This is a genomic window from Acinetobacter sp. ANC 5378 (assembly GCF_013004315.1).
Lineage (GTDB): Bacteria > Pseudomonadota > Gammaproteobacteria > Pseudomonadales > Moraxellaceae > Acinetobacter.
Genome location: NZ_JABERK010000050.1, coordinates 36,720 through 59,968 on the forward strand (window position 1 = coordinate 36,720; position 23,249 = coordinate 59,968).

At 40.0% G+C, this 23,249-nt stretch carries 23 protein-coding genes; 9 read left to right on the forward strand and 14 right to left on the reverse strand.

The features are described 5' to 3' along the window. Positions 1-72 precede the first annotated feature (72 nt). Both argF and HLH16_RS11060 read left to right on the forward strand, forming a co-directional pair. Positions 73-993 carry an ornithine carbamoyltransferase gene (argF, locus tag HLH16_RS11055; RefSeq protein ID WP_086193398.1) on the forward strand — a complete coding sequence of 307 codons (921 nt, stop codon included), beginning with the start codon at positions 73-75 and terminating at the stop codon, positions 991-993. A gap of 99 nt (positions 994-1,092) precedes the next feature. Further along, positions 1,093-1,563: a hypothetical protein gene (locus HLH16_RS11060; RefSeq protein ID WP_171529368.1), complete on the forward strand. Its 471-nt coding sequence runs from the start codon at positions 1,093-1,095 to the stop codon at positions 1,561-1,563. 25 nt (positions 1,564-1,588) lie between these two features. Here HLH16_RS11060 and HLH16_RS11065 read toward each other — a convergent pair whose 3' ends face one another. The 8 genes from HLH16_RS11065 to rpiA form a co-directional block, all read right to left on the reverse strand. Continuing rightward, a complete protein-coding gene (locus HLH16_RS11065; RefSeq protein WP_171529369.1) occupies positions 1,589-1,942 on the reverse strand; it encodes a YnfA family protein in 354 nt (117 codons plus the stop codon). Between the two features lie 114 nt (positions 1,943-2,056). After that, positions 2,057-4,333, reverse strand: coding sequence for an ATP-dependent Clp protease ATP-binding subunit ClpA (gene clpA, locus HLH16_RS11070; RefSeq protein WP_171529370.1), 2,277 nt, complete (start codon positions 4,331-4,333; stop codon positions 2,057-2,059). 9 nt (positions 4,334-4,342) lie between these two features. Further along, a complete protein-coding gene (gene clpS, locus HLH16_RS11075; RefSeq protein ID WP_171529371.1) occupies positions 4,343-4,756 on the reverse strand; it encodes an ATP-dependent Clp protease adapter ClpS in 414 nt (137 codons plus the stop codon). Between the two features lie 18 nt (positions 4,757-4,774). Continuing rightward, a complete protein-coding gene (locus HLH16_RS11080; protein ID WP_171529372.1) occupies positions 4,775-5,530 on the reverse strand; it encodes a DUF6776 family protein in 756 nt (251 codons plus the stop codon). A gap of 78 nt (positions 5,531-5,608) precedes the next feature. After that, complete coding sequence (argC, locus tag HLH16_RS11085; RefSeq protein WP_171529373.1) at positions 5,609-6,664, reverse strand: N-acetyl-gamma-glutamyl-phosphate reductase; 1,056 nt, start codon at positions 6,662-6,664, stop codon at positions 5,609-5,611. 170 nt (positions 6,665-6,834) lie between these two features. Further along, positions 6,835-7,503, reverse strand: coding sequence for a hypothetical protein (locus HLH16_RS11090; protein ID WP_171529374.1), 669 nt, complete (start codon positions 7,501-7,503; stop codon positions 6,835-6,837). Between the two features lie 53 nt (positions 7,504-7,556). Next, positions 7,557-8,231: a M48 family metallopeptidase gene (locus tag HLH16_RS11095; RefSeq protein WP_171529375.1), complete on the reverse strand. Its 675-nt coding sequence runs from the start codon at positions 8,229-8,231 to the stop codon at positions 7,557-7,559. A gap of 156 nt (positions 8,232-8,387) precedes the next feature. After that, complete coding sequence (gene rpiA, locus HLH16_RS11100; protein WP_131290967.1) at positions 8,388-9,059, reverse strand: ribose-5-phosphate isomerase RpiA; 672 nt, start codon at positions 9,057-9,059, stop codon at positions 8,388-8,390. A gap of 108 nt (positions 9,060-9,167) precedes the next feature. Here rpiA and ilvA point away from each other — a divergent pair, with 108 nt between their 5' ends. Beyond that, on the forward strand, positions 9,168-10,706 hold the full coding sequence (ilvA, locus tag HLH16_RS11105; RefSeq protein ID WP_171529376.1) for a threonine ammonia-lyase, biosynthetic: 1,539 nt from the start codon (positions 9,168-9,170) through the stop codon (positions 10,704-10,706). A 44-nt stretch (positions 10,707-10,750) separates the two neighbouring features. On the opposite strand, the gene HLH16_RS11110 is transcribed toward ilvA, so the two are convergent. After that, positions 10,751-11,296, reverse strand: coding sequence for a hypothetical protein (locus HLH16_RS11110; protein WP_171529377.1), 546 nt, complete (start codon positions 11,294-11,296; stop codon positions 10,751-10,753). A 325-nt stretch (positions 11,297-11,621) separates the two neighbouring features. Here HLH16_RS11110 and HLH16_RS11115 point away from each other — a divergent pair, with 325 nt between their 5' ends. Then, complete coding sequence (locus tag HLH16_RS11115; RefSeq protein ID WP_171529378.1) at positions 11,622-12,272, forward strand: potassium channel family protein; 651 nt, start codon at positions 11,622-11,624, stop codon at positions 12,270-12,272. Between the two features lie 3 nt (positions 12,273-12,275). Continuing rightward, positions 12,276-13,616: a TrkH family potassium uptake protein gene (locus tag HLH16_RS11120; RefSeq protein WP_171529379.1), complete on the forward strand. Its 1,341-nt coding sequence runs from the start codon at positions 12,276-12,278 to the stop codon at positions 13,614-13,616. 68 nt (positions 13,617-13,684) lie between these two features. On the opposite strand, the gene HLH16_RS11125 is transcribed toward HLH16_RS11120, so the two are convergent. The 3 genes from HLH16_RS11125 to HLH16_RS11135 form a co-directional block, all read right to left on the reverse strand. Then, complete coding sequence (locus tag HLH16_RS11125) at positions 13,685-14,839, reverse strand: phospholipase A (protein WP_171529380.1); 1,155 nt, start codon at positions 14,837-14,839, stop codon at positions 13,685-13,687. A gap of 24 nt (positions 14,840-14,863) precedes the next feature. After that, a complete protein-coding gene (locus HLH16_RS11130) occupies positions 14,864-17,803 on the reverse strand; it encodes an insulinase family protein (protein ID WP_214646691.1) in 2,940 nt (979 codons plus the stop codon). Between the two features lie 476 nt (positions 17,804-18,279). Beyond that, a complete protein-coding gene (locus tag HLH16_RS11135) occupies positions 18,280-18,729 on the reverse strand; it encodes a GNAT family N-acetyltransferase (RefSeq protein WP_171529382.1) in 450 nt (149 codons plus the stop codon). Between the two features lie 137 nt (positions 18,730-18,866). Between HLH16_RS11135 and HLH16_RS11140 the strand changes: the two genes are divergently transcribed. Genes HLH16_RS11140 through HLH16_RS11150 form a run of 3 tightly spaced genes read left to right on the forward strand, consistent with a single transcriptional unit; the run spans position 18,867 to position 20,843 of the window. Further along, a complete protein-coding gene (locus HLH16_RS11140) occupies positions 18,867-19,871 on the forward strand; it encodes an adenosine kinase (protein WP_171529383.1) in 1,005 nt (334 codons plus the stop codon). Between the two features lie 14 nt (positions 19,872-19,885). After that, complete coding sequence (locus HLH16_RS11145) at positions 19,886-20,197, forward strand: Rieske (2Fe-2S) protein (protein WP_171458811.1); 312 nt, start codon at positions 19,886-19,888, stop codon at positions 20,195-20,197. A gap of 28 nt (positions 20,198-20,225) precedes the next feature. Beyond that, a complete protein-coding gene (locus HLH16_RS11150; protein ID WP_171529384.1) occupies positions 20,226-20,843 on the forward strand; it encodes an OB-fold-containig protein in 618 nt (205 codons plus the stop codon). A 95-nt stretch (positions 20,844-20,938) separates the two neighbouring features. Here the strand turns inward: HLH16_RS11150 and HLH16_RS11155 are convergent, their stop codons facing one another. Both HLH16_RS11155 and HLH16_RS11160 read right to left on the reverse strand, forming a co-directional pair. Beyond that, the gene (locus HLH16_RS11155; RefSeq protein WP_171529385.1) at positions 20,939-21,604 is read right to left on the reverse strand and encodes a YidB family protein; all 666 of its coding nucleotides are present in this window, start codon (positions 21,602-21,604) and stop codon (positions 20,939-20,941) included. 110 nt (positions 21,605-21,714) lie between these two features. Then, positions 21,715-22,185 (reverse strand): DUF6231 family protein, encoded by a 471-nt coding sequence (locus HLH16_RS11160; protein WP_171529386.1) that lies wholly within the window; start codon positions 22,183-22,185, stop codon positions 21,715-21,717. A gap of 34 nt (positions 22,186-22,219) precedes the next feature. Between HLH16_RS11160 and HLH16_RS11165 the strand changes: the two genes are divergently transcribed. Continuing rightward, positions 22,220-23,092, forward strand: coding sequence for a DUF2797 domain-containing protein (locus HLH16_RS11165; protein ID WP_171529387.1), 873 nt, complete (start codon positions 22,220-22,222; stop codon positions 23,090-23,092). Positions 23,093-23,249: the final 157 nt, after the last annotated feature.

The window sequence follows — 23,249 nt, forward strand, 5'->3', positions numbered from 1 at the left end:
ATTCCCTTTTTACTTAACCAACCAACAACTAATTGTTGTTTTTTTCTATTCAGCAATTATTGTGGAGTAACCATGGCTCTACGTCACTTTCTGACCTTACGCGATTTATCGACTTTAGAACTTAACCAAATTCTGCAGCGCGCGATTGAACTTAAACGCAAGCAACATAGCAATGAGGTGTTCCAACCTTTCGTCGGTAAAGTTATGGGCATGATTTTTGAAAAATCGAGTACCCGCACACGTGTTTCGTTCGAAGCAGGTATGAGTCAATTCGGTGGTAGTGCAATTTTCCTGTCTTCTCGCGATACCCAATTGGGTCGCGGCGAGCCGATTGAAGATTCCGCACGTGTGATTTCAAGCATGCTTGATATTATTATGATCCGTACTTTTGGTCATGACATCGTAGAACGCTTTGCTTCTTATTCAAAAGTACCTATCATCAATGCCTTGACTGATGATCATCACCCTTGCCAGTTGCTTGCTGACATGCAAACTTATCTAGAACACCGTGGTTCTATTGAAGGCAAAACAGTCGCATGGATTGGTGACGGCAATAATATGTGTAACTCTTATATTGAAGCAGCACATATGTGGGGCTTTAAATTAAAAGTTGCTGCACCTAAAGGCTATGAACCACAAGAGAGATTCTTGTCTGAATTTGCTCACTGTGTAGAACTTGTTGATTCAGCTGAAGATGCCGCTGTGAATGCTGACTTGATCGTGACTGACGTTTGGGCAAGTATGGGCCAAGAAGAAGAGCAAAAAATTCGTGAAAAAGCATTTGCCGATTTTCAGGTCAATGAAAAACTCATGGATTTGGCTCATCCAGATTGCCTGTTCATGCACTGCCTACCTGCTCACCGTGGTGAAGAAATTTCTGAAAATATGCTGGACCATAAAAATGCTGTGGTTTGGGATGAAGCAGAAAACCGCTTGCACGCTCAAAAAGCTTTGGTTGAATTTTTACTGAATGAAAATTTAAAGAAAGACTAATTGATTAGAAAAATCTTAAAAAGATTAAGCACCTTCGGGTGCTTTTTTTATACTCAAATGACTATAATCAATACATAACTTTTATAAGTGATTATAACCATGTCTTTAAAAATAATCGTTTTATGCCTAAGCAGTTTGCTTTTAGTCAATACCGCACAAGCCAAAGCTACAGAACTCGACCAATATTTGCTTAAAAAGCAAATCCTCGACCAAGCTTATAAAATTAAAGACACCAAAGCATTGAATGAAATTTTAGATGTGATAAGCGACGAAGACTCTCGTACTATGCCATTTCAAGTTGATCAAAACACGGTAATTGAGCAATTGCGTTTATATGCCGATCATATTGATATTCAAGGCATCATTACGACCCCAGACTTCACCCAGTTTGCTGAAGATATTGGTGATAAAGAAGTAAAACTTCTGATTAAACAAAATTTAATTCAAAATTGTCATTTATTTTTTGAGCATGAATTCCAACGTATAAATCCATATCATGTCGCAATCAAGCTAAGCTCAGATAATAAAAATTATCATATGAAAATTAAAAATACTGAATGTCAGTTTTAGCCTGCTCATTTGATACGTTAGTGTTTTAACGTATCAATCCTTGCGGTTGTAAAATAATAATCATCGCACCCAATATCACTACCAAACCACCCAATAGATCCCAGCGCGTCAAGATCACCTGATCGATATAGCGCAGCCACATTAAAGCACTAAAAATATAAATCCCACCATAAGCTGCGTAAATTCGACCGGATGCCGCAGGATGCAATGTCAGTAACCACACAAATAGTGCAAGGCTTAAGGCTGTTGGAAGCCACAACCAATGTGATTTTCCTTGATTTAAAATTAGATAAGGAAAATAACAGCCCAAAATCTCTGCAATTGCTGTGACAAAAAAAAGGCCAACCGTCGTAAGTACCTTGGTAATTTGAATATCCATGAATTCTTATATCGTTTGATTCGCTCCTTCTCTCTTTGAAAAGAAGGTCAGAATAAGGCTGAATAAAAACAAAATAACCCGTGCGAACACGGGTTATTTCAACAATCTAGATGATTATGCAGGTTCAGCAGTTTGATCTTCAAACACTTCGAGTTTCAAGCCCACTGCTTTGCCATTTTCTTTCTTCACAGAAACCGCAACATTACCACCGTGTTCTGCAAGCTCACCAAACAGAATCATCTCAGCAAGCGGTTTCTTCAAATGTTCCTGAATCAAACGTTGCATTGGACGCGCACCCATTAAACGGTCATAGCCATGTTCAGCCATCCATTCACGCGCACTTTGATCCACTTCAAGAATCACTTTCTTATCATCAAGTTGCGCTTGCAATTCAGTCAGGAATTTATCTACTACATTTTCAATCACAGTGGTTGGCAACGCATTGAATTGAATCACGCCATCCAAACGGTTACGGAATTCAGGCGAGAATGCTTTCTTCATTGCATCCTTATTGTCATTACTATTGTCTTGTTCCATAAATCCAATACTCGCGCGAGAAATACTTTCCGCACCAATATTGGTGGTTAAAACAAGAATCACATTACGGAAATCAGATTTGCGACCGTTGTTATCGGTCAATGCGCCATGATCCATAATTTGTAATAACAAATTAAATACATCTGGATGCGCTTTTTCAATTTCATCCAGCAGTAATACGCAATGTGGGTTTTTATGAATCGCATCCGTCAGCAAACCACCTTGGTCAAAACCAACATAACCCGGAGGTGCACCAATTAAACGTGAAACCGCATGACGTTCCATATATTCAGACATATCAAAACGAACCAGTTCCACACCTAACAGTTTAGCCAACTGTTTGGTGACTTCGGTTTTACCCACACCAGTTGGACCTGCAAATACAAAGCTACCCACTGGCTTATCGGGTGATTTCAAGCCTGCACGCGACAATTTGATGGCAGAAGCGAGTGCTTCAATTGCATCATCCTGACCGAATACCACGCGTTTAAGATCACGTTCAAGATTACTTAATACTGTTTTGTCATCTTTCGAGACGGTTTTCGGTGGAATGCGCGCAATTTTAGAGATGATATCTTCGATATTTTCAACCGTGATTACAGTATCATCTTCCTCTGCTTTCAAACGGCGCTGTGCACCCGCTTCATCAATTACATCAATGGCTTTATCCGGCAAGAAGCGATCATTAATAAATTTCGATGACAGCTCCACTGCTGCGACCAAGGATTTATCGTCATATTGAACGTGATGAAAATCTTCAAATTTAGATTTTAAACCACGTAAAATATCAATCGTTTCAGAAATAGAGGGCTCATTGACATCAATTTTCTGGAAACGACGTGACAAAGCATGATCTTTTTCAAACACTTGACGATATTCCTGAAAAGTGGTTGAACCGATGCAACGCAATGAACCATTCGACAAGGCAGGTTTAATTAAGTTTGATGCATCCATGGTGCTGCCCATACTTGAGCCGGCACCAATAATCATGTGAATTTCATCAATAAACAGAATCGCTTCTGGTTTCTTTTTTAACGCATTCAGCAATTGTTTCAAGCGTTTTTCAAAGTCACCACGGTATTTTGTACCTGCAACCAACGCACCAATATCCAGGCTATACACTTCTGCATGAGCCAATGGTTTAGGCGCTTTACCATTCACAATCAGCCAAGCTAAACCTTCAGCAATCGAGGTTTTACCCACCCCTGGATCACCGACGAGTAAAGGGTTATTTTTACGGCGGCGGCAAAGTATTTGCGCAGCACGTTCAATTTCTTTTTCACGCCCAATTAAAGGATCTGTTTTTCCTTTTTGAGCTTCAGCATTCAAATTGGTGGTATATAAATCGAGTGGTCCAGCATTTGAAGAACTCGAGGTTTCACCATCTAAGTCTTCAACTTCTTCTTCGGCTTGCACTTCTTCTTTGCGCGTACCGTGAGATAAATATTGAGTTAAAGTTAAACGGTTAATTTGATGACGTTTAAGCAAATAAACTGCAAAGGAATCACGTTCAGAGTACATCGCAACAAGAATGTCCGCACCTTCTACAGTTCGATCACCACCGCTGGATTGCACATGGAAAATCGCACGTTGCAGAATACGATCAAAACTTTCAGTCGGATGTGGCGCCTGATCGCTATGTTCGCCTAATTTAGGGGTGTGTTGTTCAACGTATTCTTCTAGTTCTTTACGCAGAACGATAATGTCCGCACCACACGCTTTAAGCGCATTTACAGCAGAGTCATTATCAAGTAAAGCCAACAATAAATGTTCAACCGTGAGAAACTCATGTCTCTTTTGACGAGCCATGCTTACAGCCAAACGTAAAGATACTTCTAATTGACGACTGAGCATGTAATCCCCTTAATCTTTTGGCTCAATCTGACAAAGTAATGGATGACCTTGTGACCGAGCGTAATTATTGACTTGGTTCGCTTTCGTTTCCGCAATGTCTCGTGGATAAACGCCTGCAACACCTTTCCCTTCATAATGTACAGTTAGCATTACTTGGGTCGCTTGGTCAAGATTCAAAGCAAAGTATTGTTGTAAAATTTCAATTACAAAGTCCATTGGGGTGTAATCATCGTTCATCAAAACAACCGCATACATGGGTGGACGTTTTAATACGGGTGGCGCAGTCTGTACCGCGATCTCACCCTCAGATTCATCTTGCGAGTCATTGCTTAAGCGTGGACTAATATGCCAGTCGACATATCCTGATTGATGAAAAGAACTTTTGATGGCATTTAAACAATTTTGACGCTTATTCATTCGCATAGGATTTAAAATTCACATTTATTGTGCATTTGCTTCTGCTTGAGGAATTTCAGAAATAAATGCAGATTGACTCTCAATCGGTTTACCACGGCCCCAACTAAAACGTTTAATAACCGGAGTACTTGTTCCACCCGTTAAACGGACTTCAATGAATTGTGGCGTAAAGCCTTTAGGCATGGTCCAGCGGCCAGTTAAACGCTCGTAATCTTGAAAATTAAAGTTCTTGTCTTCCATTGGAACAACCAGAACTTCTGTACCCTGAATTAAGCGCAATTCCACCGTTCCAGAGATACTACGTTTATTCGGGCTGACTTGCACCAAATCTAGCTCGTATTCATAAGCATTGTCAGGTAAAGGTTTAATCCCGATATTTTGAACCGTCAAGCTTAGACCGCCACGTTGGCGTAATACTTCACGGTAAATCGCACCCAAACCTTCAGCCTGGGCTTTATCTTCACGGGCTTGATTTAGAGCAGCAAACAAATCATTTGAATTACTCACGGCAACATCACGTTCTTGCACAGCCAGATTCAAATTTTTATTCAGTGTTTCCAGGCTGCTCTTTTGCTTTTGTACAACTTCAACCAGTTGTTCAGCATCCGCTTCATAGCCTACAACAGTCAAACCTTGCCGATGCCCAACTGAATAGCCCAACAAGCCACTCCCCACAATCAGAATTGCAGCACCAATAGCCAAAGGTAAATTTCCCTTAACAAAAGGCTTTTTACTTAATGGTGTCTGTTGTGACGCAGTATTTGATTCAGTGTTCGGCATCGTCATCTCTTATTTTGATTCATTCAAAACACACATTTAAATCCAAATCCAAATGTGTGTGAAGTTGAAAAACGTTTTTTATGGTAATAAACCAATCCCTGCCAGACCTGCATTTTCAGCAAAACCGAACATCAGGTTCATATTTTGCACAGCCTGACCGGCAGCACCTTTCACTAAATTGTCTTGTACAGATAAAACAACCAGCTTTTTCGGTTGCGGCTTATACAAAGCAATACGAAGCTGGTTTGCGCCACGCACAGAACGTGTTTCAGGTGAACTGTTTGCTGGCATCACATCAACGAATTGTTCATTGGCATAGAATTGTTCATACAAGCTTTGCAAGTCTGCTGCATCACCTGCATCTGTTAAATCGATATAGATCGTACTGAGCATGCCACGAATCATGGGAACCAAATGCGGTACAAATAAAATGTGATTAAACACATCTTTAAGACCTGAGATATTTTCCAATGCTTCCACAATTTCAGGATGGTGACGGTGACCCGCAACACCATAGGCCTTAAAGTTGTCAGCATTTTCAGAATAAATCATGCCGAGGCTTGCTTTACGACCTGCACCAGAAACACCTGATTTTGCATCAATAATAATGCTTTCAGGTTTTACCAAAGCTTCAGCTTGTTTGAATAATGGCGCAAGACCCAGTTGTACCGTGGTTGGATAGCAACCCGGGTTACCAATCACGTCGGCTTGTTTGATTTTGTCACGATTCAGTTCTGACAAACCGTAAACTGAATCTTTTAAAATATCTGGGCAGGCATGTTCAAGACCATACCACTTTTCGAATTGTTCCAAGTCTTGCAAACGGAAATCTGCTGCTAAATCGATGACTTTAGTATTCGCTGCAATAAGTTCTGCTGCATGTTTCATTGCCACACCATGAGGGGTTGCAAAGAAAACCACATCGCATTTTTTCAGTTCATCAATGTTTAAATCTGAATATTCAAGATCGGTATGACCACGTAGGCTTGGGAACATGTCATCTACACGGCGACCTTTTTCGGTACGTGATGTCAGTACATTGACTTGCACATTTGGGTGTCGTAGTAAAAGACGCAACAATTCAACGCCTGTATAACCTGTACCACCGACAATACCAACAGTAATCACGATCACTACCTCAAATCTAAAGTGTCCATTTCGTAACTGCGTAGTATGACAGGAAGTTTAGATTTTCTGAACTGTTTTACTTATGCCTGATTAAAATTTTAACCAACTTATTATCGTATTATTTTTATATAAGAAATATTTATCTCTACAAGTGTCTCTACGAGAGTTTAATTGAACTAATATTCAAATATAGGCAATTCATTTCGAAAATCAGGAAACTCGCGACTACACATATATTTTATATTCCTTGCCAACATCTCCTGATTTGAATCATGTTCACCGATAGCTAAATAATATTTTTCACCTTTATGTATATGATAAATAATCCATTCGCCTGTAACCTTTTTATTTTCTAAAAGTTTTGAATAATAATTATTAAAAACTCGCTTAGTTACTTCATTAGCTATAGTTAAATTATCAGAATTTAACATTCTTGATTGTCTTAAAACCGCTTTTATCTCATCCTTTGCTCTATTGTGGCCTGCTCTCGTATTCAATGGCTTAATAAGATTGAAATAGAAGCTATTGATATCAGAAATATTATAATGCTTATGCCATAAACCTTTTAGTGGCTCAAATTCAAAAGATGTTGCTGGCTTGGTAATTGTATGTACTACTTCTTTACCTTCAAGATATTGTATTTCTTCTATTATTCTACCTATATTCTTCTTATGCAAAGCCCGATCAATCAGACCAACAATCAAATTAAAGCTAAAGCGCCCATTAACAAGATTATTCCATTCATATTTATCTAATAATTTACATACATCTTCATAAGTATGCAAAAACTCACTATCACTTGATGCATTGAGCATATAATCTTTAAGCAGTTTAGATTTTCTCATTATTTAATTAACACCCCCTAACTTAAAAACTTTACGCGCTAAATCATTAAAAACTACCACCAATACGGCATTGGCGTACTTTTTAATAATTTCCGATGCTTTTGAAAATTGACATCATGCTTGTGTACTTCAGCCCAAAAATGCGAACTATGATCAAAGTGTTTGGTATGTGCCAACTCATGCACACAGACATACCGGGTAACATGTTCAGGAAATAGCACCAAACCGCTATTCAACATAATGTCATGCTTCGATGTACAACTCCCCCAACGCGTTTTGGGTTGACGAGTCGCACATTTGCCAAAACTTAAATTACTTTCTTGGCTCACATCCTCCAAATAAAGCGGAAGATGCTGCTTTGCATAGGCGATTACAAACGCTTTTAAATATTGTTCAGGCTGACGATCACTGATCAAAAGTTTTAAATTTTCATCATCAAAAATAAAACAATGCTTTTGGCTTTGATAAATGATCTCTAAAGGTTGATCTAAATTAAACAGCTGTAATTCATTCGGTAAAGTTTTGTCTATTTGAACAATTTTTTCTTGCTGTTTCTGCCAAGTTTGAATGAGCCATTGCTCAGACTGATCTATAAAATTTTGAATTTGTCGTTTGCTGCAAAGTACCGGCGCAGTTAAACGGATCTGAGTCGGGTCAACACGTAAGCGTAAATTCTTCGCTCGCGCATGACGGACAATTTTGATTTCGGGTAATTCTTTTAGAGTCATTTTTCTTTTATGTAGAGTTGTTTAAATCTCCCCCAATCCCTGAGCCATATATGGCGCAAGGAAAGAGGGGCTTTTCCAATTCCCCTTTATTGCATGTGTTTTAAAAGCAGTGCTTTAAAATTAGCTCAGGGGGATTATATTTATTGAAACATTCGGTTAAACCGCAGTACGCTCTTCAATACCATTATCCGTTGCAACAATTGCGATATCCGCTTTGTTCAATGCAAAAATACCGTTGCACACCACGCCCGGAATGTTATTCAGGGTTTTTTCAAGTTCAAGCGCATTCAAGATATTAAAGTTATGCACATCTAAAATCACGTTACCGTTATCCGTAACCACGCCTTCACGGTAAACTGGATCACCACCAAGTGAAACAATTTTACGTGCGACAGCAGAACGCGCCATTGGAATGACTTCTACAGGTAATGGAAAATCATGACCCAATTGTTCAACCCATTTAGAGTCATCGACGATACACACGAATTTTTTCGCAATTGAAGCGACAATTTTTTCACGAGTCAGTGCCGCACCGCCACCTTTAATCATATGCATATGACGGTCAATTTCATCTGCACCATCTACATAAGCATCCAAGCCGCCTACAGAGTTCATGTCGACCACTTCAATGCCTAATTTTTTAAGGCGCTGTGCTGTTGCTTCAGAACTTGCAACCGCAGCTTCCAATTGCAATTCTGGCAATAATTCAATGAGGAAGTTCACAGTACTTCCTGTACCTACACCCAAAATCCCGCCTTTAGGCAAGTGCTTTAAAGCAGCTTTCGCAGCAGCTTGTTTCTTTTCATCTTGGGTCGCATACAGACTCATAACTTGGCTCAACTATTTTTTGACATTTGTTGCTGAATTATTCAGCCCAAATGTACAGGGGTTTGTTACAATAAAGGTCTATTTTAAACTGTTAGATGGAAAATTAACATGCTGTCTCGTTTGGTTCGACAAATATTACAAGCAACGGTGTATGACGTTGCAATCGAAACTCCACTCGAAGCAGCGCCACGAATTAGTGAAAAGCTAAACAATAACATTCGCTTTAAACGCGAAGATTTACAACCTGTCTTTTCCTTTAAACTACGCGGTGCTTATAACCGTATTAGTCAATTACCGAAATCTCAGTTGGAACGTGGCGTTATTACGGCTTCAGCAGGTAACCATGCGCAAGGTGTGGCTCTATCTGGTCAAAAACTGGGAATTCGCGCGATTATTGTGATGCCGAAGACCACCCCTGACATTAAAGTCCAGGCGGTAAAACGTTTGGGTGGTGAAGTGGTATTACATGGCGATTCTTTTGACGTTGCCAATAAATATGCTATTCAACGTGCAACCGAAGAAGGCATGACCTTTATCCCACCTTATGACGATGAACTGGTGATGGCGGGTCAAGGTACCATTGCCAATGAAATTTTGCGTCAATGGCGTGATGTGGAATACGTATTTGTCGCAGTAGGCGGTGGCGGTTTAATCGCTGGTGTTGCTGCTTACTTGGGTGATGTCGCTCCACATGTAAAAGTCATTCCTGTGGAATATGATGAATCAGCTTGCCTAAAAGCTGCCTTTGAAGCCAATGAACGCGTGATTCTGCCATCTGTTGGACTATTTGCAGATGGTACTGCTGTTGCACAAATTGGTGCAAAACCGTTTGATGTAATTCGCCTGCAAAAATCAGACAACTCAGGTCCAATTGTTGAGCGTGACGTCGTCTTGGTGAACACCGATGAAATCTGTGCAGCCATTAAAGATACCTATGATGAATGCCGCAGTATTGTTGAACCTTCTGGTGCAATGGCACTTGCCGGAATCAAGAAATATGTCGCTGAACATGGCATAGAAGGCAAAAACATGGTGTCGATTGTTTGCGGCGCCAACATGAATTTCGACCGTCTACGTTATATTGCTGAACGTACCGAACTCGGTGAACGTAAAGAAGCCATTTTTGCAGTGACCATTCCAGAAGAAAAAGGTTCATTCCTGAACTTCTGCCGCGCCTTGCAAGGTCGTAACATCACTGAATTCAACTACCGTGCCAGCTCTTCTAGTGCTGCTCAAGTCTTTGTCGGCATTAGCTTGAAAGGTGGCGAAAAAGAACGTCACGACATTTATGACACCTTGGCAACGCAATATGATGTTGATGATTTGTCTGATGATGAAGTAGCAAAACTACATATCCGTTATCTGGTTGGTGGTCATGCAGATATTGAAAATGAACGTCTATTTCGTGTCGAATTCCCGGAACGTCCAGGTGCATTACTGACTTTCTTGGAACGCCTTGGTCCAACGCATAACATTACCCTATTCCACTACCGCAACCACGGCGCAGCGGAAGGTCGTGTACTGGTTGGCTTAGAAGCAAGCGACGCGAAACAGAATCCAGATGGTTTAATCGAAACATTGGAAAATATTACTTATCCATATGCTGAAATTACCAATAACCTAGGTTATCAACGTTTCCTAAAATAACACTCAGACATCAAAAAAGAGCCTAAAAATGGCTCTTTTTTGTTTTAGGTTGATCTTAAACAGTCCAGTTTTATATAGTGTTCTATACAGATCGCTTCATCCTTAAATTGCTTCGAGAAAGACTTACAGAATTTATGGATTTCAACATCTTCATTAGGAACTGCCATCCAATAAGCTGCCTCTGCATAAATGATTAATAATTCTAGATTTTGCGACTTTAGCAGAGCATAAATTTCTTCAAAAACAATATCAAAAGCTTGCGCATTCACATTGTAGTATTTCCCAATGGTCTCTTTATGCTTCTTATAATGCTCATATAAAGGCATGGTTCTTTTACGAATTTGCTGCTGGGTTAAACCCATATCAATATTCATGTGCTGCAAAATAGCACATCGCTCCAGCCCATTTTCATGAGGGTTTTCAGAATCAACAGACATTAAATAAGCCTGGAAATGGTTAGCTACTTTTTCAGCTGCCATCCACTCTAGAAATTGCTGAAAGAAGTGCCTGTGTTTCTTCTTTGGGATTTCCCGTTGTTCCAGCAGCGGAAACCATCCCTGCAATATCTTAAAGATCTTTTTATCATCCATTTTAATTCACTATATAAATAGAAAATTATATGAGGAATGATATACAGTTTTTTTGAAGGTTTTGTGACGTTATGCAATGTGCACAATCATTCTTTTATAGCCTCAAAATCTCCTCAAATGATTAAACAGTAAAAATTCAATCATTTATAAAATTCTGCATATTCATGTTGTCTGCATCTCATTATCTCATCTTAGAAATAAGCCTTTGTTATATATAATTTTGTAAGCCTGATAGCCGAATGAATAATAAAATTATAAAATGAGTTTATATTTGCATACACTTCATGAATCAAAACCACATAAAAATGGATAAGGAATACACTGGATGGCACTATTTACAGTCATTGGTTTAGGTAGTTTCGGTGCCACCGTTGCCACCCAACTGGTGAACTTAAATCACGATGTGATTGGGATCGACAACAACAAAAGAAATGTTGAAAGCATTTCAGATCAAATCACCCATGCCGTGATTGCAGATGCCACCGATGAACATGTACTCAAAGAACTCAATATTCAAAACTGTGAAGCCGTTGTGGTTGCAATTGGTGAGGACATTGAATCCAGTATTTTATGTGTTCTGCATCTAAAAAATATGGGGATAAATAAGATTTGGGCCAAGGCTAAATCCCAAGCCCATCACATGATTTTGACCCATCTTGGCGTGAATAAAATCATTCATCCAGAAGAAGATATGGGTACCCGCGTGGCCCAGTCTTTAAGCTACCCGATGGTTAGTCGTTATATGGGTATAGAAGACAATCATTTCATCGTTAAAATTGAAATCAAGGCAAATCAAAAGGGTGAGCGCTTCAATCACCTTATGGACCATGGCTCAGGAATTAAAACGATTCTGCATAAACGCGGCAAGGACATTTTATATAGCATTGATCCCAATTTAATCCTGCAAGAAGGTGATATCTTAGTGGTTGAAGGTGAACTTGAACCCTTACGAAAACTGTCTGCCCGGTTTAAATAAAATATGAATCAAGCGCAAAATAAAAAGCATCATACCGTCAATCTGAGCCCTCCCAGCTTACTTGCCTTAGGGTTCTTAAGTTTTATTTTTGCAGGCACCTTATTACTTAAACTTCCTATTTCACATCATGGAGAATTAAGCTGGCTCAATGCCCTGTTTACCTCCACCTCTGCCGTGACCATTACCGGTCTTTCCGTGGTCAATGTCGGGGAAGCCTATACCACTTTTGGTCAAATCGTGATTATGCTTTTGCTGCAGGTTGGTGGCTTGGGTTTTATGACTTTTGCCATCCTTGCTGCATTAAGCCTGTCTTCCAACCTCAAATTAAAACAACAGGTCATGGCGCAGGAAACCATTGGTCAAACTAGTCTGGCCCGAGTGTCTTTCACCATTAAAGGCGTGCTTTTATATTCCTTATTTTTTGAAGCAGTCGGTACAGTTATTCTCACCATTGCCTGGATGCAGGAATATGATTTTACCCGCGCATTTTTCTATGCCGCTTTTTACAGTATTTCTGCTTTTAATAACGGTGGCTTTTCACTTTTTCCCAATAGTCTGATGAGTTTTGCAGACCATTACCTGATTACCTTTACCATTAGCATGCTTTACATTATTGGTGGAATAGGCTTTGTGGTGCTCATGGATATTAAACGTGCCCGTCGCTGGAAAAAATTAAGTACCAATAGCAAATTAATACTCTCCACCATTGCAGGGTTAAACCTGGTTGCCTTTATCGTCATTTGGGTACTAGAAGCAAACAATCCGCTAACACTTTCCAGCATGAGTCTGGGTGATCAAGCTCTAAATTCCTGGTTCCATGCCACCGTTCCACGTTCATCAGGTTTTAACAGCTTGGATATGTCCAACATGACCGATGCTTCAACCCTCATCACCATGATCCTGATGTTTATTGGCGGTGGTTCATTAAGTACTGCGGGTGGTATTAAAGTCGGTACCTTTATTATTGTGGTTTTAAGTGTCATCACTTTTTTACGCCGTTCTGAAGAATTGCGGGTATTTAATCATTCCGTTTCCAAGGCCACCTCATTTAAAGCTTTAGCCGTTGTTTCAATCACAGCTATATTAATCTTTTTTGGATTTTTTACCCTGCTCATTTTAGAACCAGAAAAAGACTTTCTGGATTTACTTTTTGAAGCGGTTTCAGCCGCCTGTACCGTAGGCTTGTCCCGTGGGGTGACCAGTGAACTGCAACCTGCAAGCTTGATTGCTTTAATCTTACTAATGTTTGCCGGTCGATTAGGACCGCTGACTTTGGCCTACCTGATTGCCACACCTAAAAAGAGTCGCTTAAAACACCCACCAGCAGATATTCAAATTGGTTAGCTGTTATTAATTATTGATGTAAAAAAACCACTCCATGGAGCGGTTTTTTTATGAAGCATTGATAAATTTTAATACCAATTCATCAACGATACACCTAGACCGACATAAGTCGCGCGGTGGTTATAATCAATCAAGCTTTCACCATAACCATCAAATAACTGGAAGTGCCCACGTAATTTCCCACTAATCGGGAATGCCCAATCAAACTGAGCTGCACCATGGGCATCATCACCGCCTTTAAGCGAATGACGCAGCATGAGTGAAAATTCATGATCATTCTTGCGGTAAAATGCGGTTAAATCCCCACGACCAATATAATTTTTAATGTCGGGATTGTTATCGTCTTTGGCAGTTTCTTCAATGCGATACCAAGGTCGCAGCATCAATGCAAAGTTGTCGCGCTCCAAACCGACATTAAAGATAATACGGTTCCAGCTACGCGATAAAGGATCCGCACGACCATTGGACTGATGGTTCAAGGTCAAACCCAGTAAACGTGCGTTTAAACCCAATATTTCATAATTGGTCCGAAAAACCAAACTGGCTTCCGGTTCATAATTGGTTTCACGGAAAGGGCGTGATGCATCTGCGTTATAGACCTGCCAACGTGATGATTGCGTATAACCAAACCAGATATCACCGTTGTCACCAAACAGGTTTTCAACCGCTTTGGTTTTTAATGAGAGCTGGAATTTTGCTTCCATCGATTTCAGATTTTGCTCATCACCCACTTGAACCGTGTTATTTTCATTCGGACTTGAAGGACGTTCATTTTTATCCGAAGTCCAAAATCCTGGCATGAGATAAACGGGCTGATGCGCACGAATATTCCAAGTGCCGAGTTTACTGTCGGCAGACAATTCCCAACGCTTATCCAGCAAAGATCGATTTGGGTCAATTTTCGGACCCTCAACAGCAAACAAATTACTGACCCCCTGACTGATTTTTTCTTTAATCGTTTCAGGTTCAGTCGGTTTAGGCGCAATTTCATTTGCTGCCTGACGTTCAGACAGCAGCGGTGTTTTCTCTGCTTCAGGTACTTTAAACAAAGTATCATAACAAGCCAAACGATCCGCATTTGACTCCAATGCCACACAGGCTTCAGGACTTGCCGGTGTAATTGAAGATCCTGGACTTACTGCATTTACATTCGTCACATACAATGAACTGAGCATCATCATGCTCAGTTGCAAAGTCGTGCGTTCAATTGTTTTGAACGCCATAGGGTCTGACCTCAGTTTATTCTTTTAGTTTACTTGTTTGATATCAAAGCCAAGTTCAACCAAAGTGTCACGTTTCGCAACGGGTGCAACCACAGCTTTCACTGGTTTTTGCTGAACTAGATATTGTTCTGCAACGCGTTTTAAATCATCCAGAGTGACTGCAAGTAAACGCGCACGCAATTGTTTTCGAACTGCCGGCGTACGAGCATGTAATAAAGCATAGCAAGCACTAATGGCTTCACCCGCAGGAGAACCCGGTTTATCCATGCTCGCAACCAAGCCTAAAATTGCTTCTTCAAGTTGATGCTCGAGATGCTCGGTATTCAACAACCAGTCAATACTTGCGTCAAAGTCTTTAAATGTTTCTGCCAAGCGCGGATCACGGTAGCTATAAAAACGGAATGAACAGGCATTGCCGTCATAACTCGCGCCACCACCGTAAGCCCCACCTTTTTCACGAATCGCACTATGCAAGAAGCCATTACGTAAATATGCAGCCAACACCATTAACGGTGCTGCATCAGGATGAGAGACTTCAACTGCAGGATAAGCGGAGGCACAGAATTGAACATTGGCTTGAATTAACCAGGCTTCGTCTTTATTGCTGTTTTCTGTGACAATTGTCGTTAATTCTACCGGTGTTTTATCAATGGCCAACTTGTCCCAAACATCTTGAATTTCTTCAATCAAACGATCAGATTGATGTTCTTCACAGACCAGCAAGAACTGTTTTGGAGCTTGTAAAAGTAAACGATGAATGGCTTTTAATTCAACAATTAAAGCATCATATGCAGCTTCGTCATTTTCAATTTTAGCAACCAGCTCAGTTAACCAGTTCAGCGCACCCAGGCCGGTATTTTGGTAATCGCGTTGTGCCAAAGCACTGCAATTACGCGATGCAATTTGCATGGCATAACTGTGACCAGAACCTGAGATACGTGATTGCCAACGTGTTTTACGTTGTTGCAACAATTCAATAATACGGTCTTTTTCATCAAAACGTAGTTGTTCAAATGCCAACTTCAATATACGAATGGCTTCAAAATTATTCACCAACGATTTGGTGGTCAAAGTGAGCCAAGCGCTGATTTTGTTTTTATCATCCACTTTTGAACGTAAAGATGCGCCCATCCCAACACCACCGCTGACTGCGGTTTGCAGTTGCTGAAGCTCAAGGTAATCGTACTCGCCAGCGCCGACTTCACCCAACAATACAGACAGCAAGGTGAAATATGGCGATTGCACCACTTCATCTGGAATTTTAACCGTCACTTGTTGATAATAAAGACCATTGGTACCCGCATGGTACAAATTCAAAGGCATATCGTAATTATTACTGATAATTTCGCGCAATTGACCCTGCACAATATGCAGATCCGCAGGCACATCTTCCAGCCCTACTTTTGGCAACAAGTTCATATCATCTGGCGTATCTTGACGAACTTTTAAGGCTTCAGTTTGCTTGATGATTTCAGCTTTTTGCTCATCAGTCAGTTTGGCACCAATTTCAGCCAAACGTGCTTTTTCAGCTTCAGCTTCCTTTGCAGATTTAGTTGCATCGGGTACTAAAGTCATTTGTACACGATGGGTATTATCCAGCAAATGTTCTTTAATCAGATTCGACAACCACATTGGGTCTTTGAGCTCTTCTTTGACTTGCTCAATCGCAGTATCCACATCCCAAACATGAATTGGATCACTGTGATGAATCACACTGCCCAAACCGTTTAAAATCAGGCTTAAACCATATGGCATACCATCGCCATTGATTTCACGTTGATGTAATTCAATCTGATGCAAAATGGCATCGACCATTGCAGAGTCAACCGGTTTAGAGGCAACCTCTTGCAGAATTTTAAATACGCCATCTTTAAATTCTTGTGCATGTTCAGGATTTGAACCTTGCACGCCACAGAAGAAGGTCATTTCAAAGTTGGAATCATCTACGCCCATAATTGGGCCGGTAGATTGTGCATAATCACAGGTTTCCAAGTAATGACGTAATGGCGAAGCAGAATCTTCCAGCAAAATCCCTTCAACCAGACGCATGCCCAAGCGCAATTTAATATCGCTCGCTTCAGGCAATAACCATGAAATAATGTGATAGGTTTTATCTTTTAAATCTTCTGCATCTACAGCATAGGTTTCTGTGACTTCAATCGGTGCAGTTAAACGTGTTTCAGGCGTTGAATGCAGCGTTTGACCTTTCTCGAATTTAGATAAGGCCAAAGTTTCAAATTGTTCTTGCAAGTGATAGGCAGATTCATTGCCAAAAGTCATAAACACCGCATTACTTGGATGATAATGTGACTTATAGAAATTGACTAACTCTGGGTAAGTTAGATCAGGAATATCTTTAGGATCACCACCTGAATTGTAATGATAGGTGGTTTTCGGGAATAAATGATGCGCCAGTTGATGATACAACTGATCTGAAGGAGAACTCATCGCTCCTTTCATTTCATTAAACACCACGCCTTTATACACGGGTTGACCATCTTCCAGCTCAATACGAATACCTTCTTGAGCAAAATCAAGTTCGTTTAAATTCGCAGCAAAAGCGGCGTCTAAATACACTTCCAGCAAGTTTTGAAAGTCTTTTTTGTTTTGCGTTGCAAAAGGATAAGCTGTCCAATCGGCTGAGGTAAACGCATTCATAAAGGTATTCAGTGAACGACGAATCATCAGGAAGAATGGGTCACGAACAGGGAATTTTTCAGAACCACATAATGCGGTATGTTCTAAAATGTGCGCTTCACCCTTTGAATCCATCGGTTGAGTACGGAACGCCACCAGAAAAACATTTTCATCCAGATCACTGGCAAGGTGATAATGCGTTGCACCGGTCACTTTATGTTTATATTCAGACACAAAAACGTCTAAGGCCTCAACATGGTGTTGACGTATCAACTGAAACGCGGGATGAACAGTTTGAGTAATGGTTTCAGTGACATCTACAGTCATGTGATCTCCTAATGTATACATATTTATAAGATGTTGTGATTATACCTGAATCTTGAACTATATGGATTCGTACAGTTACGAATTTCCTAGTATTTCAGTCTAGTTTCAGCGTTCTTCTTTTTAATCAAAATCAGCACTATTTTCAATGCAGAAAAAATCGCAACCGATTGCTATTTTTTTAAATCAGATCTAAAAACATTTTATGTCTTTAACACAGGTTTTGAAGTGACGGTATTGCTCAAATAAACAGTGATTTGCAATATCTTGTTGTTGATTCATCAAACGGACTCATTAAAAGTCTTTGCTGATATTTTCAAGCCTATCATTTAATTCAAGATTAGAAGTTAAAGCTGTTTTTATTTTATAGAATCTACTTGGGCCATTAAAAATTCATCCGTGGAATTTAAAAGTAAGCGTCATCATGATGCCGATGAACCCTCTCAAGCTCTACAGCATCATGACTAGCGGTGATTAAACTAGAGCAGATATTTGAAATAGCTATAATTCGGATGATTTTCAACAAAAACATAATTTTGTTTCTGATAGAAATTTGCTGCAGACTTGGTATCCGTATTCAGACAAAGTGCGGAAAAATTTGCTCGGGCATTTTTTTCCAGATGTTGTAAAAGCTGTTTGCCTACCCCATGCTTACGATATTTCGGTAAAACATAAAAACGACGCACCCGACCAATACGGGTATCTATTTCGTTATCATTCCACTGCTGATTTAAGCCACCACAGGCGATCAGTTTCTCATCATCATAAACAAAAAGCAGCAATTCCCCCGGCTGATCAAACCTGTTTTTGCCACTTTCATATTCTTCAATCAATTGGTCAACCAAGTGAAATCCTTCTTTCTGAGCGTGCTTGGCTAATTCTGTGATTTGTGCAGGTAATTGTTCAGCTTTAGCAATCGTGATATTCATCTAACCTTCCTAATCGTTTCCTATCGTGCATTTTGTACGAATAAATCAGCCATATATTGAATTTTATTCATCAATCTACAGCAATCATGAGCATTGGTGTAAACTTAGCGTTTTATTTTGAAATGTGAACGAAAGACATGGCAACTGTTGATCTTTTTGCAATTGGTAATGCATTAATCGACCAAGAATTTAAAGTCTCTGACGATTTCCTTATTCAGCAAAATTTGCAAAAAGGCACTATGCAGTTGACTGATGGTGAAACACAAGCAAATTTATATAATAATTTAAAAGAAACGCAAGTATACAAAGGTCAAGCATCAGGTGGATCTGCTGCAAATACCACCGTTGCCTTTAGTGCCTTAGGCAGTAAAGCATTTTACGGATGCCGTGTCGGTAATGATGAACTCGGTCGTATTTACCTAAAAGGCTTAAATGAAGCTGGCATTCAAACTACTGAAAAATCAGTCAGTGAAGGTGTGACTGGTACCTGTATGGTTCTTGTCAGCCCTGACTCTGAACGTACCATGCAAACTTTTCTGGGCATTACGGCTGAACTGAGTGAAGCACAAATCAATTTTGAACCCTTAAAAACAGCAAAATGGCTGTATATTGAAGGTTATTTATCGACCAGCGATACGGCACGCAAAGCGGTTAAACACGCACGTGAAATTGCCAAAGCTAATGGTGTAAAAATTGCATTAACTTTATCTGATCCGGCAATGGTGCAATATGCCCGTCAAGGTTTGGATGAATTGCTTGATGATGGCGTAGATTTATTGCTTTGTAATTATCATGAAGCGTTAATGTATACAGAAACTGATTCAATCGAAGCTGCATTGGTTAAATTGCAATTAAAAAGCAAATACACTGTCATTACATTATCTGCAGAAGGCGCTTTAATCTCCGATTCCGAGCAAACCCTTAAAGTTCCAGGTCGCAAGGTAACAGCGGTAGATGCCAATGGTGCCGGAGATGCCTTTGCAGGTGCTTTCCTTTATGCATTAAATGCAGGTTTAGACTTAAAAGCTGCTGCTGAATTGGCGATTTTGATTTCAAGTGAAGTGGTTTCACAATTCGGTCCACGCCTGAGTGTAGAAAATTACGCGGAATTATTAAACAACTTCCAAAAGGAATGTGCATAATGATTAAAATTGCGATGACGGAAGAAATTCCTGAACGTGAAGCGCGTTCATACGAAACGCCAGATGGTGATACCATTTTTATTACCCAGCGTGACGGTGCATTTTATGCCTATCAGAATCTCTGCCCGCACTTGCAGGTGGAACTGGAATTTTTAGAAAACCAGTTCCTAGATCGCGATCAAGAATACATCGAATGCTCTACCCATGGAGCATTGTTTTTGGTTGAAACAGGTGAATGTATTTCTGGTCCTTGCCAGGGGCAATCACTTGAAAAAGTAGCGATCAACGTGCATTCTGATGGTGGAATTTACCTCAACGAAGAATAAATAGAACATAATTTAATGGAATCTTGCCATGCTTGAGTTTTTACATAACTATGACTTAATCCCGTTTCATTTAAGTTTACTGGCTTTAGTTTTACTCAGCATGGCAGAAACCCTTGGCTATTACTTCAATATTCGCCCGACGCAATATCTAAAGAAACTCTCTCCAAAGAAACTTTCTGAATCCCCTTTGCTGAATGTTAAATTTTCCAAGACACTGATTGTGGTGTTTTTACTGATGAACTTCAGTTTTGCAGGCTATTTTCTTCAACTGTGTGTTTATACCCAGCAACAGCAATTTCTACCTGCTTTTTACTTAGTGATCCCTGCACTCATCATTGCGATTTTCTTCACTGTGTTTATGATTCATTGTCTTGATCAAGTCATCAAACCCACGTTTACCAGACATCAAGTCAGTTTACTTGGACGTTTAGCTACGATATCCAGCGGCAATGCCCGCCCCGGATTTTCTGCTCAGGCACGGGTTCGAGACAGCTTTGGTCAACTGCATTATGTTCAGGTTGAACCGGAATTTGGTGAACTCGAATTTCAGTCGCAGATTATTTTAATTCGTCTAAAAAAATCGCACTATATTGCTAAAAAAATATCCAAATCCAATACCCTCTTTAGCATGGAAAATCATCAGTAACATTTAAGTCGTTAATATAGTGAGTCATCAAAATTAATTTTAGGTATAAAAAACCAGTCAAGTCAGCAACCCAACTAGTCTTAAAAAGCAAAATCTTAACGTTTAAGAAAGCCAGAAACCAAGTTCATGACTTGTTGAATATCTGCATTGGCTTCTTGCTTATTGGTCTGTTCACCTTGTGGGGTCAATGAATCAATAATTTGTGGTAAAACCGTTGAAATTGCACTGTAAATGTCCTGTTTAGGCACATGTGCTTCTTCCGCCACTTTTTCTACGTCCTGCTCATCAAATAAGCTTTGAACCTGTTGTTGATCCACACTTGCATTTTCACCCGGACCAGTCGAAACCCAATCATCCACTTGACTGGTTAAGCCTTGGCCTTTCAATTTATCCAAAGCACCTTGTATACCCCCTTGCTTTTGAATCCACGCCAAAACCAAAGGCAAAACTGCAATCAATAATGTTTTTGCACCACCACCCACACTACTCGTTTGTTGTGTTCTTTGAGCTTGTTGGTTTCCACCACCTAACTGGCTCAGGACCGAACCCAAAATCCCGCCTAATCCACCTTGTTGTGACTGTTGGGATTGCGGGTTGGGTTGAGATTGTTGCTGTGTATTGTTTCCGCTCATCTGTCCCAGTACGAAACCTAAAATCCCACCTAAACCGCCCTGCTGTGATTGATGCTGTGACTGATTTTGCTGGTTGCCACCCAAAGCCTGTTTAGCTAGCATTTCCACAATATTGCTAAGATTGGTCATCGTATTATCCTTTTATTCACTTAGGAAAAGCATATGATGCTTTCAAAACCAGCAATGAGGACAAATTGTTAAGTTTTGCAAGATTTGGAAAAGCAATAAATGCTTGAATCTTACCAGCGAAATTTATTCCAGTTTTCTGGATTTGCCCAAAATTTGGAATTAAACCAGTCCGGCACATGCTTATAGGTCAGGATATTAAATTGCCATAAAGCAAAATCGCTATCATGATGGGTTTTATCAATTAGCTGGGTAAAGCCTAAAGAACGTAATAATTTCTCATCTTGCAACTGACTCACCACCACAATACGCTTCGCCATCAAATCACGTAGTTTGACCAACAATCGTGATTTTTGATTATCGGAAATATCAAGTAACTCTGGTGAATCAAGCAATACCAGCCCCAAGTCATATCGCTGTGTAAAAGGCAGATTTAAAAACTCAATTACGTTAAAATAGTGCCATTGAATTGATTGATTGTTGTCGTATTGTGCAAGATTTTGGCCAATACATAATGCAGTTTGAATAGGCTGTTCTTTAGATAAATCGTCTAGCATTGAAGCAATGACATTTTGTTCAGCCATAACTGCATCCTTATTATTTGAGAGAGTATTCTTCATGGAACTACAAGGCATTTGCCATAAAATGCATGCAGGTCTAAAGGACCCTATTGTAACTGATCAACAGACCCGTAAGGCAAATGTAGAATATAAATTTGTGCTAGATCGTGCTGAAATTGATCTTCCATTTAGTTTAGGACAAGAAGTCGAAATTGAGTGGACTGGCAATATTTATTGTGTTTCTTGTGGAAGTAAAACTCCAAAATCATACTCACAAGGTCACTGCTACAAATGCTTCAAAACTAAAGCTTCATGTGACATGTGCATCATGAAGCCAGAAACTTGTCACTATCACTTAGGTACGTGTCGTGAAGATAGTTTTGCGCATGAAGTCTGTTTCCAGCCGCATATTGTATACCTTGCCAATTCCAGTGCTTTAAAAGTGGGCATCACCCGTCAGGGACAAATGCCAACACGTTGGCTCGATCAAGGCGCAACCCAAGCGCTACCCATTATGAAAGTGGGTTCACGCCGTCTATCAGGTCAACTGGAAATTATGTTTGGGACACAGGTCGCAGACAAAACCGATTGGCGAAAACTGCTGAAAGGTGAAGCTGAGCCATTAGATTTGATTGAAGTTCGTGAGCAACTAATTGAAGAATTTGCCCCGAAAATTCAAACCATTCGTGAGGAATTCAGTCAAAACCTCGAATTCAATGAAACGGTTGAAATCATGGAAAGCGAATTGCCACGTGAGTTTGTTTATCCAGTGGATGAATATCCTGAGAAAATCAAATCGCATAATCTGGATAAAACCCCCGTTATTCGCGGAAAATTACTAGGAATTAAAGGTCAATACCTGATTCTGGATACTGGGGTGATTAATATTCGCAAATACTCAGGCTATGAACTTAAGCTACGCGCTGAATAAAACTTTATTTAGTCCATAAAAAAACCTGCATGAATGCCACTGCTGTCCCATAGTTTGATTTAAATAAAAAAACCTGAGTCCGAACAGTTAAAATATGAGTGCAAACAAACACTTTAACGACCAGGATTCAGGTTTTGTCACATCAGAATACCGTATT

Coding starts and splice junctions, on each gene's coding strand:
- clpA (WP_171529370.1), bottom strand. CDS start 4,333: ATGCTCAGTCGTCAATTAGAAGTATCTTTACGTTTGGCTGTAAGCATG.
- HLH16_RS11080 (WP_171529372.1), bottom strand. CDS start 5,530: ATGCCGAACACTGAATCAAATACTGCGTCACAACAGACACCATTAAGT.
- HLH16_RS11065 (WP_171529369.1), bottom strand. CDS start 1,942: ATGGATATTCAAATTACCAAGGTACTTACGACGGTTGGCCTTTTTTTT.
- HLH16_RS11115 (WP_171529378.1), top strand. CDS start 11,622: ATGGCACTATTTACAGTCATTGGTTTAGGTAGTTTCGGTGCCACCGTT.
- HLH16_RS11155 (WP_171529385.1), bottom strand. CDS start 21,604: ATGACCAATCTTAGCAATATTGTGGAAATGCTAGCTAAACAGGCTTTG.
- HLH16_RS11165 (WP_171529387.1), top strand. CDS start 22,220: ATGGAACTACAAGGCATTTGCCATAAAATGCATGCAGGTCTAAAGGAC.
- HLH16_RS11120 (WP_171529379.1), top strand. CDS start 12,276: ATGAATCAAGCGCAAAATAAAAAGCATCATACCGTCAATCTGAGCCCT.
- HLH16_RS11145 (WP_171458811.1), top strand. CDS start 19,886: ATGACGGAAGAAATTCCTGAACGTGAAGCGCGTTCATACGAAACGCCA.
- HLH16_RS11060 (WP_171529368.1), top strand. CDS start 1,093: ATGTCTTTAAAAATAATCGTTTTATGCCTAAGCAGTTTGCTTTTAGTC.
- HLH16_RS11135 (WP_171529382.1), bottom strand. CDS start 18,729: ATGAATATCACGATTGCTAAAGCTGAACAATTACCTGCACAAATCACA.
- rpiA (WP_131290967.1), bottom strand. CDS start 9,059: ATGAGTCTGTATGCGACCCAAGATGAAAAGAAACAAGCTGCTGCGAAA.
- HLH16_RS11140 (WP_171529383.1), top strand. CDS start 18,867: ATGGCAACTGTTGATCTTTTTGCAATTGGTAATGCATTAATCGACCAA.
- HLH16_RS11090 (WP_171529374.1), bottom strand. CDS start 7,503: ATGAGAAAATCTAAACTGCTTAAAGATTATATGCTCAATGCATCAAGT.
- argF (WP_086193398.1), top strand. CDS start 73: ATGGCTCTACGTCACTTTCTGACCTTACGCGATTTATCGACTTTAGAA.
- clpS (WP_171529371.1), bottom strand. CDS start 4,756: ATGCGAATGAATAAGCGTCAAAATTGTTTAAATGCCATCAAAAGTTCT.
- ilvA (WP_171529376.1), top strand. CDS start 9,168: ATGCTGTCTCGTTTGGTTCGACAAATATTACAAGCAACGGTGTATGAC.
- HLH16_RS11125 (WP_171529380.1), bottom strand. CDS start 14,839: ATGGCGTTCAAAACAATTGAACGCACGACTTTGCAACTGAGCATGATG.
- HLH16_RS11130 (WP_214646691.1), bottom strand. CDS start 17,803: ATGACTGTAGATGTCACTGAAACCATTACTCAAACTGTTCATCCCGCG.
- HLH16_RS11110 (WP_171529377.1), bottom strand. CDS start 11,296: ATGGATGATAAAAAGATCTTTAAGATATTGCAGGGATGGTTTCCGCTG.
- HLH16_RS11150 (WP_171529384.1), top strand. CDS start 20,226: ATGCTTGAGTTTTTACATAACTATGACTTAATCCCGTTTCATTTAAGT.
- HLH16_RS11160 (WP_171529386.1), bottom strand. CDS start 22,185: ATGGCTGAACAAAATGTCATTGCTTCAATGCTAGACGATTTATCTAAA.
- HLH16_RS11095 (WP_171529375.1), bottom strand. CDS start 8,231: ATGACTCTAAAAGAATTACCCGAAATCAAAATTGTCCGTCATGCGCGA.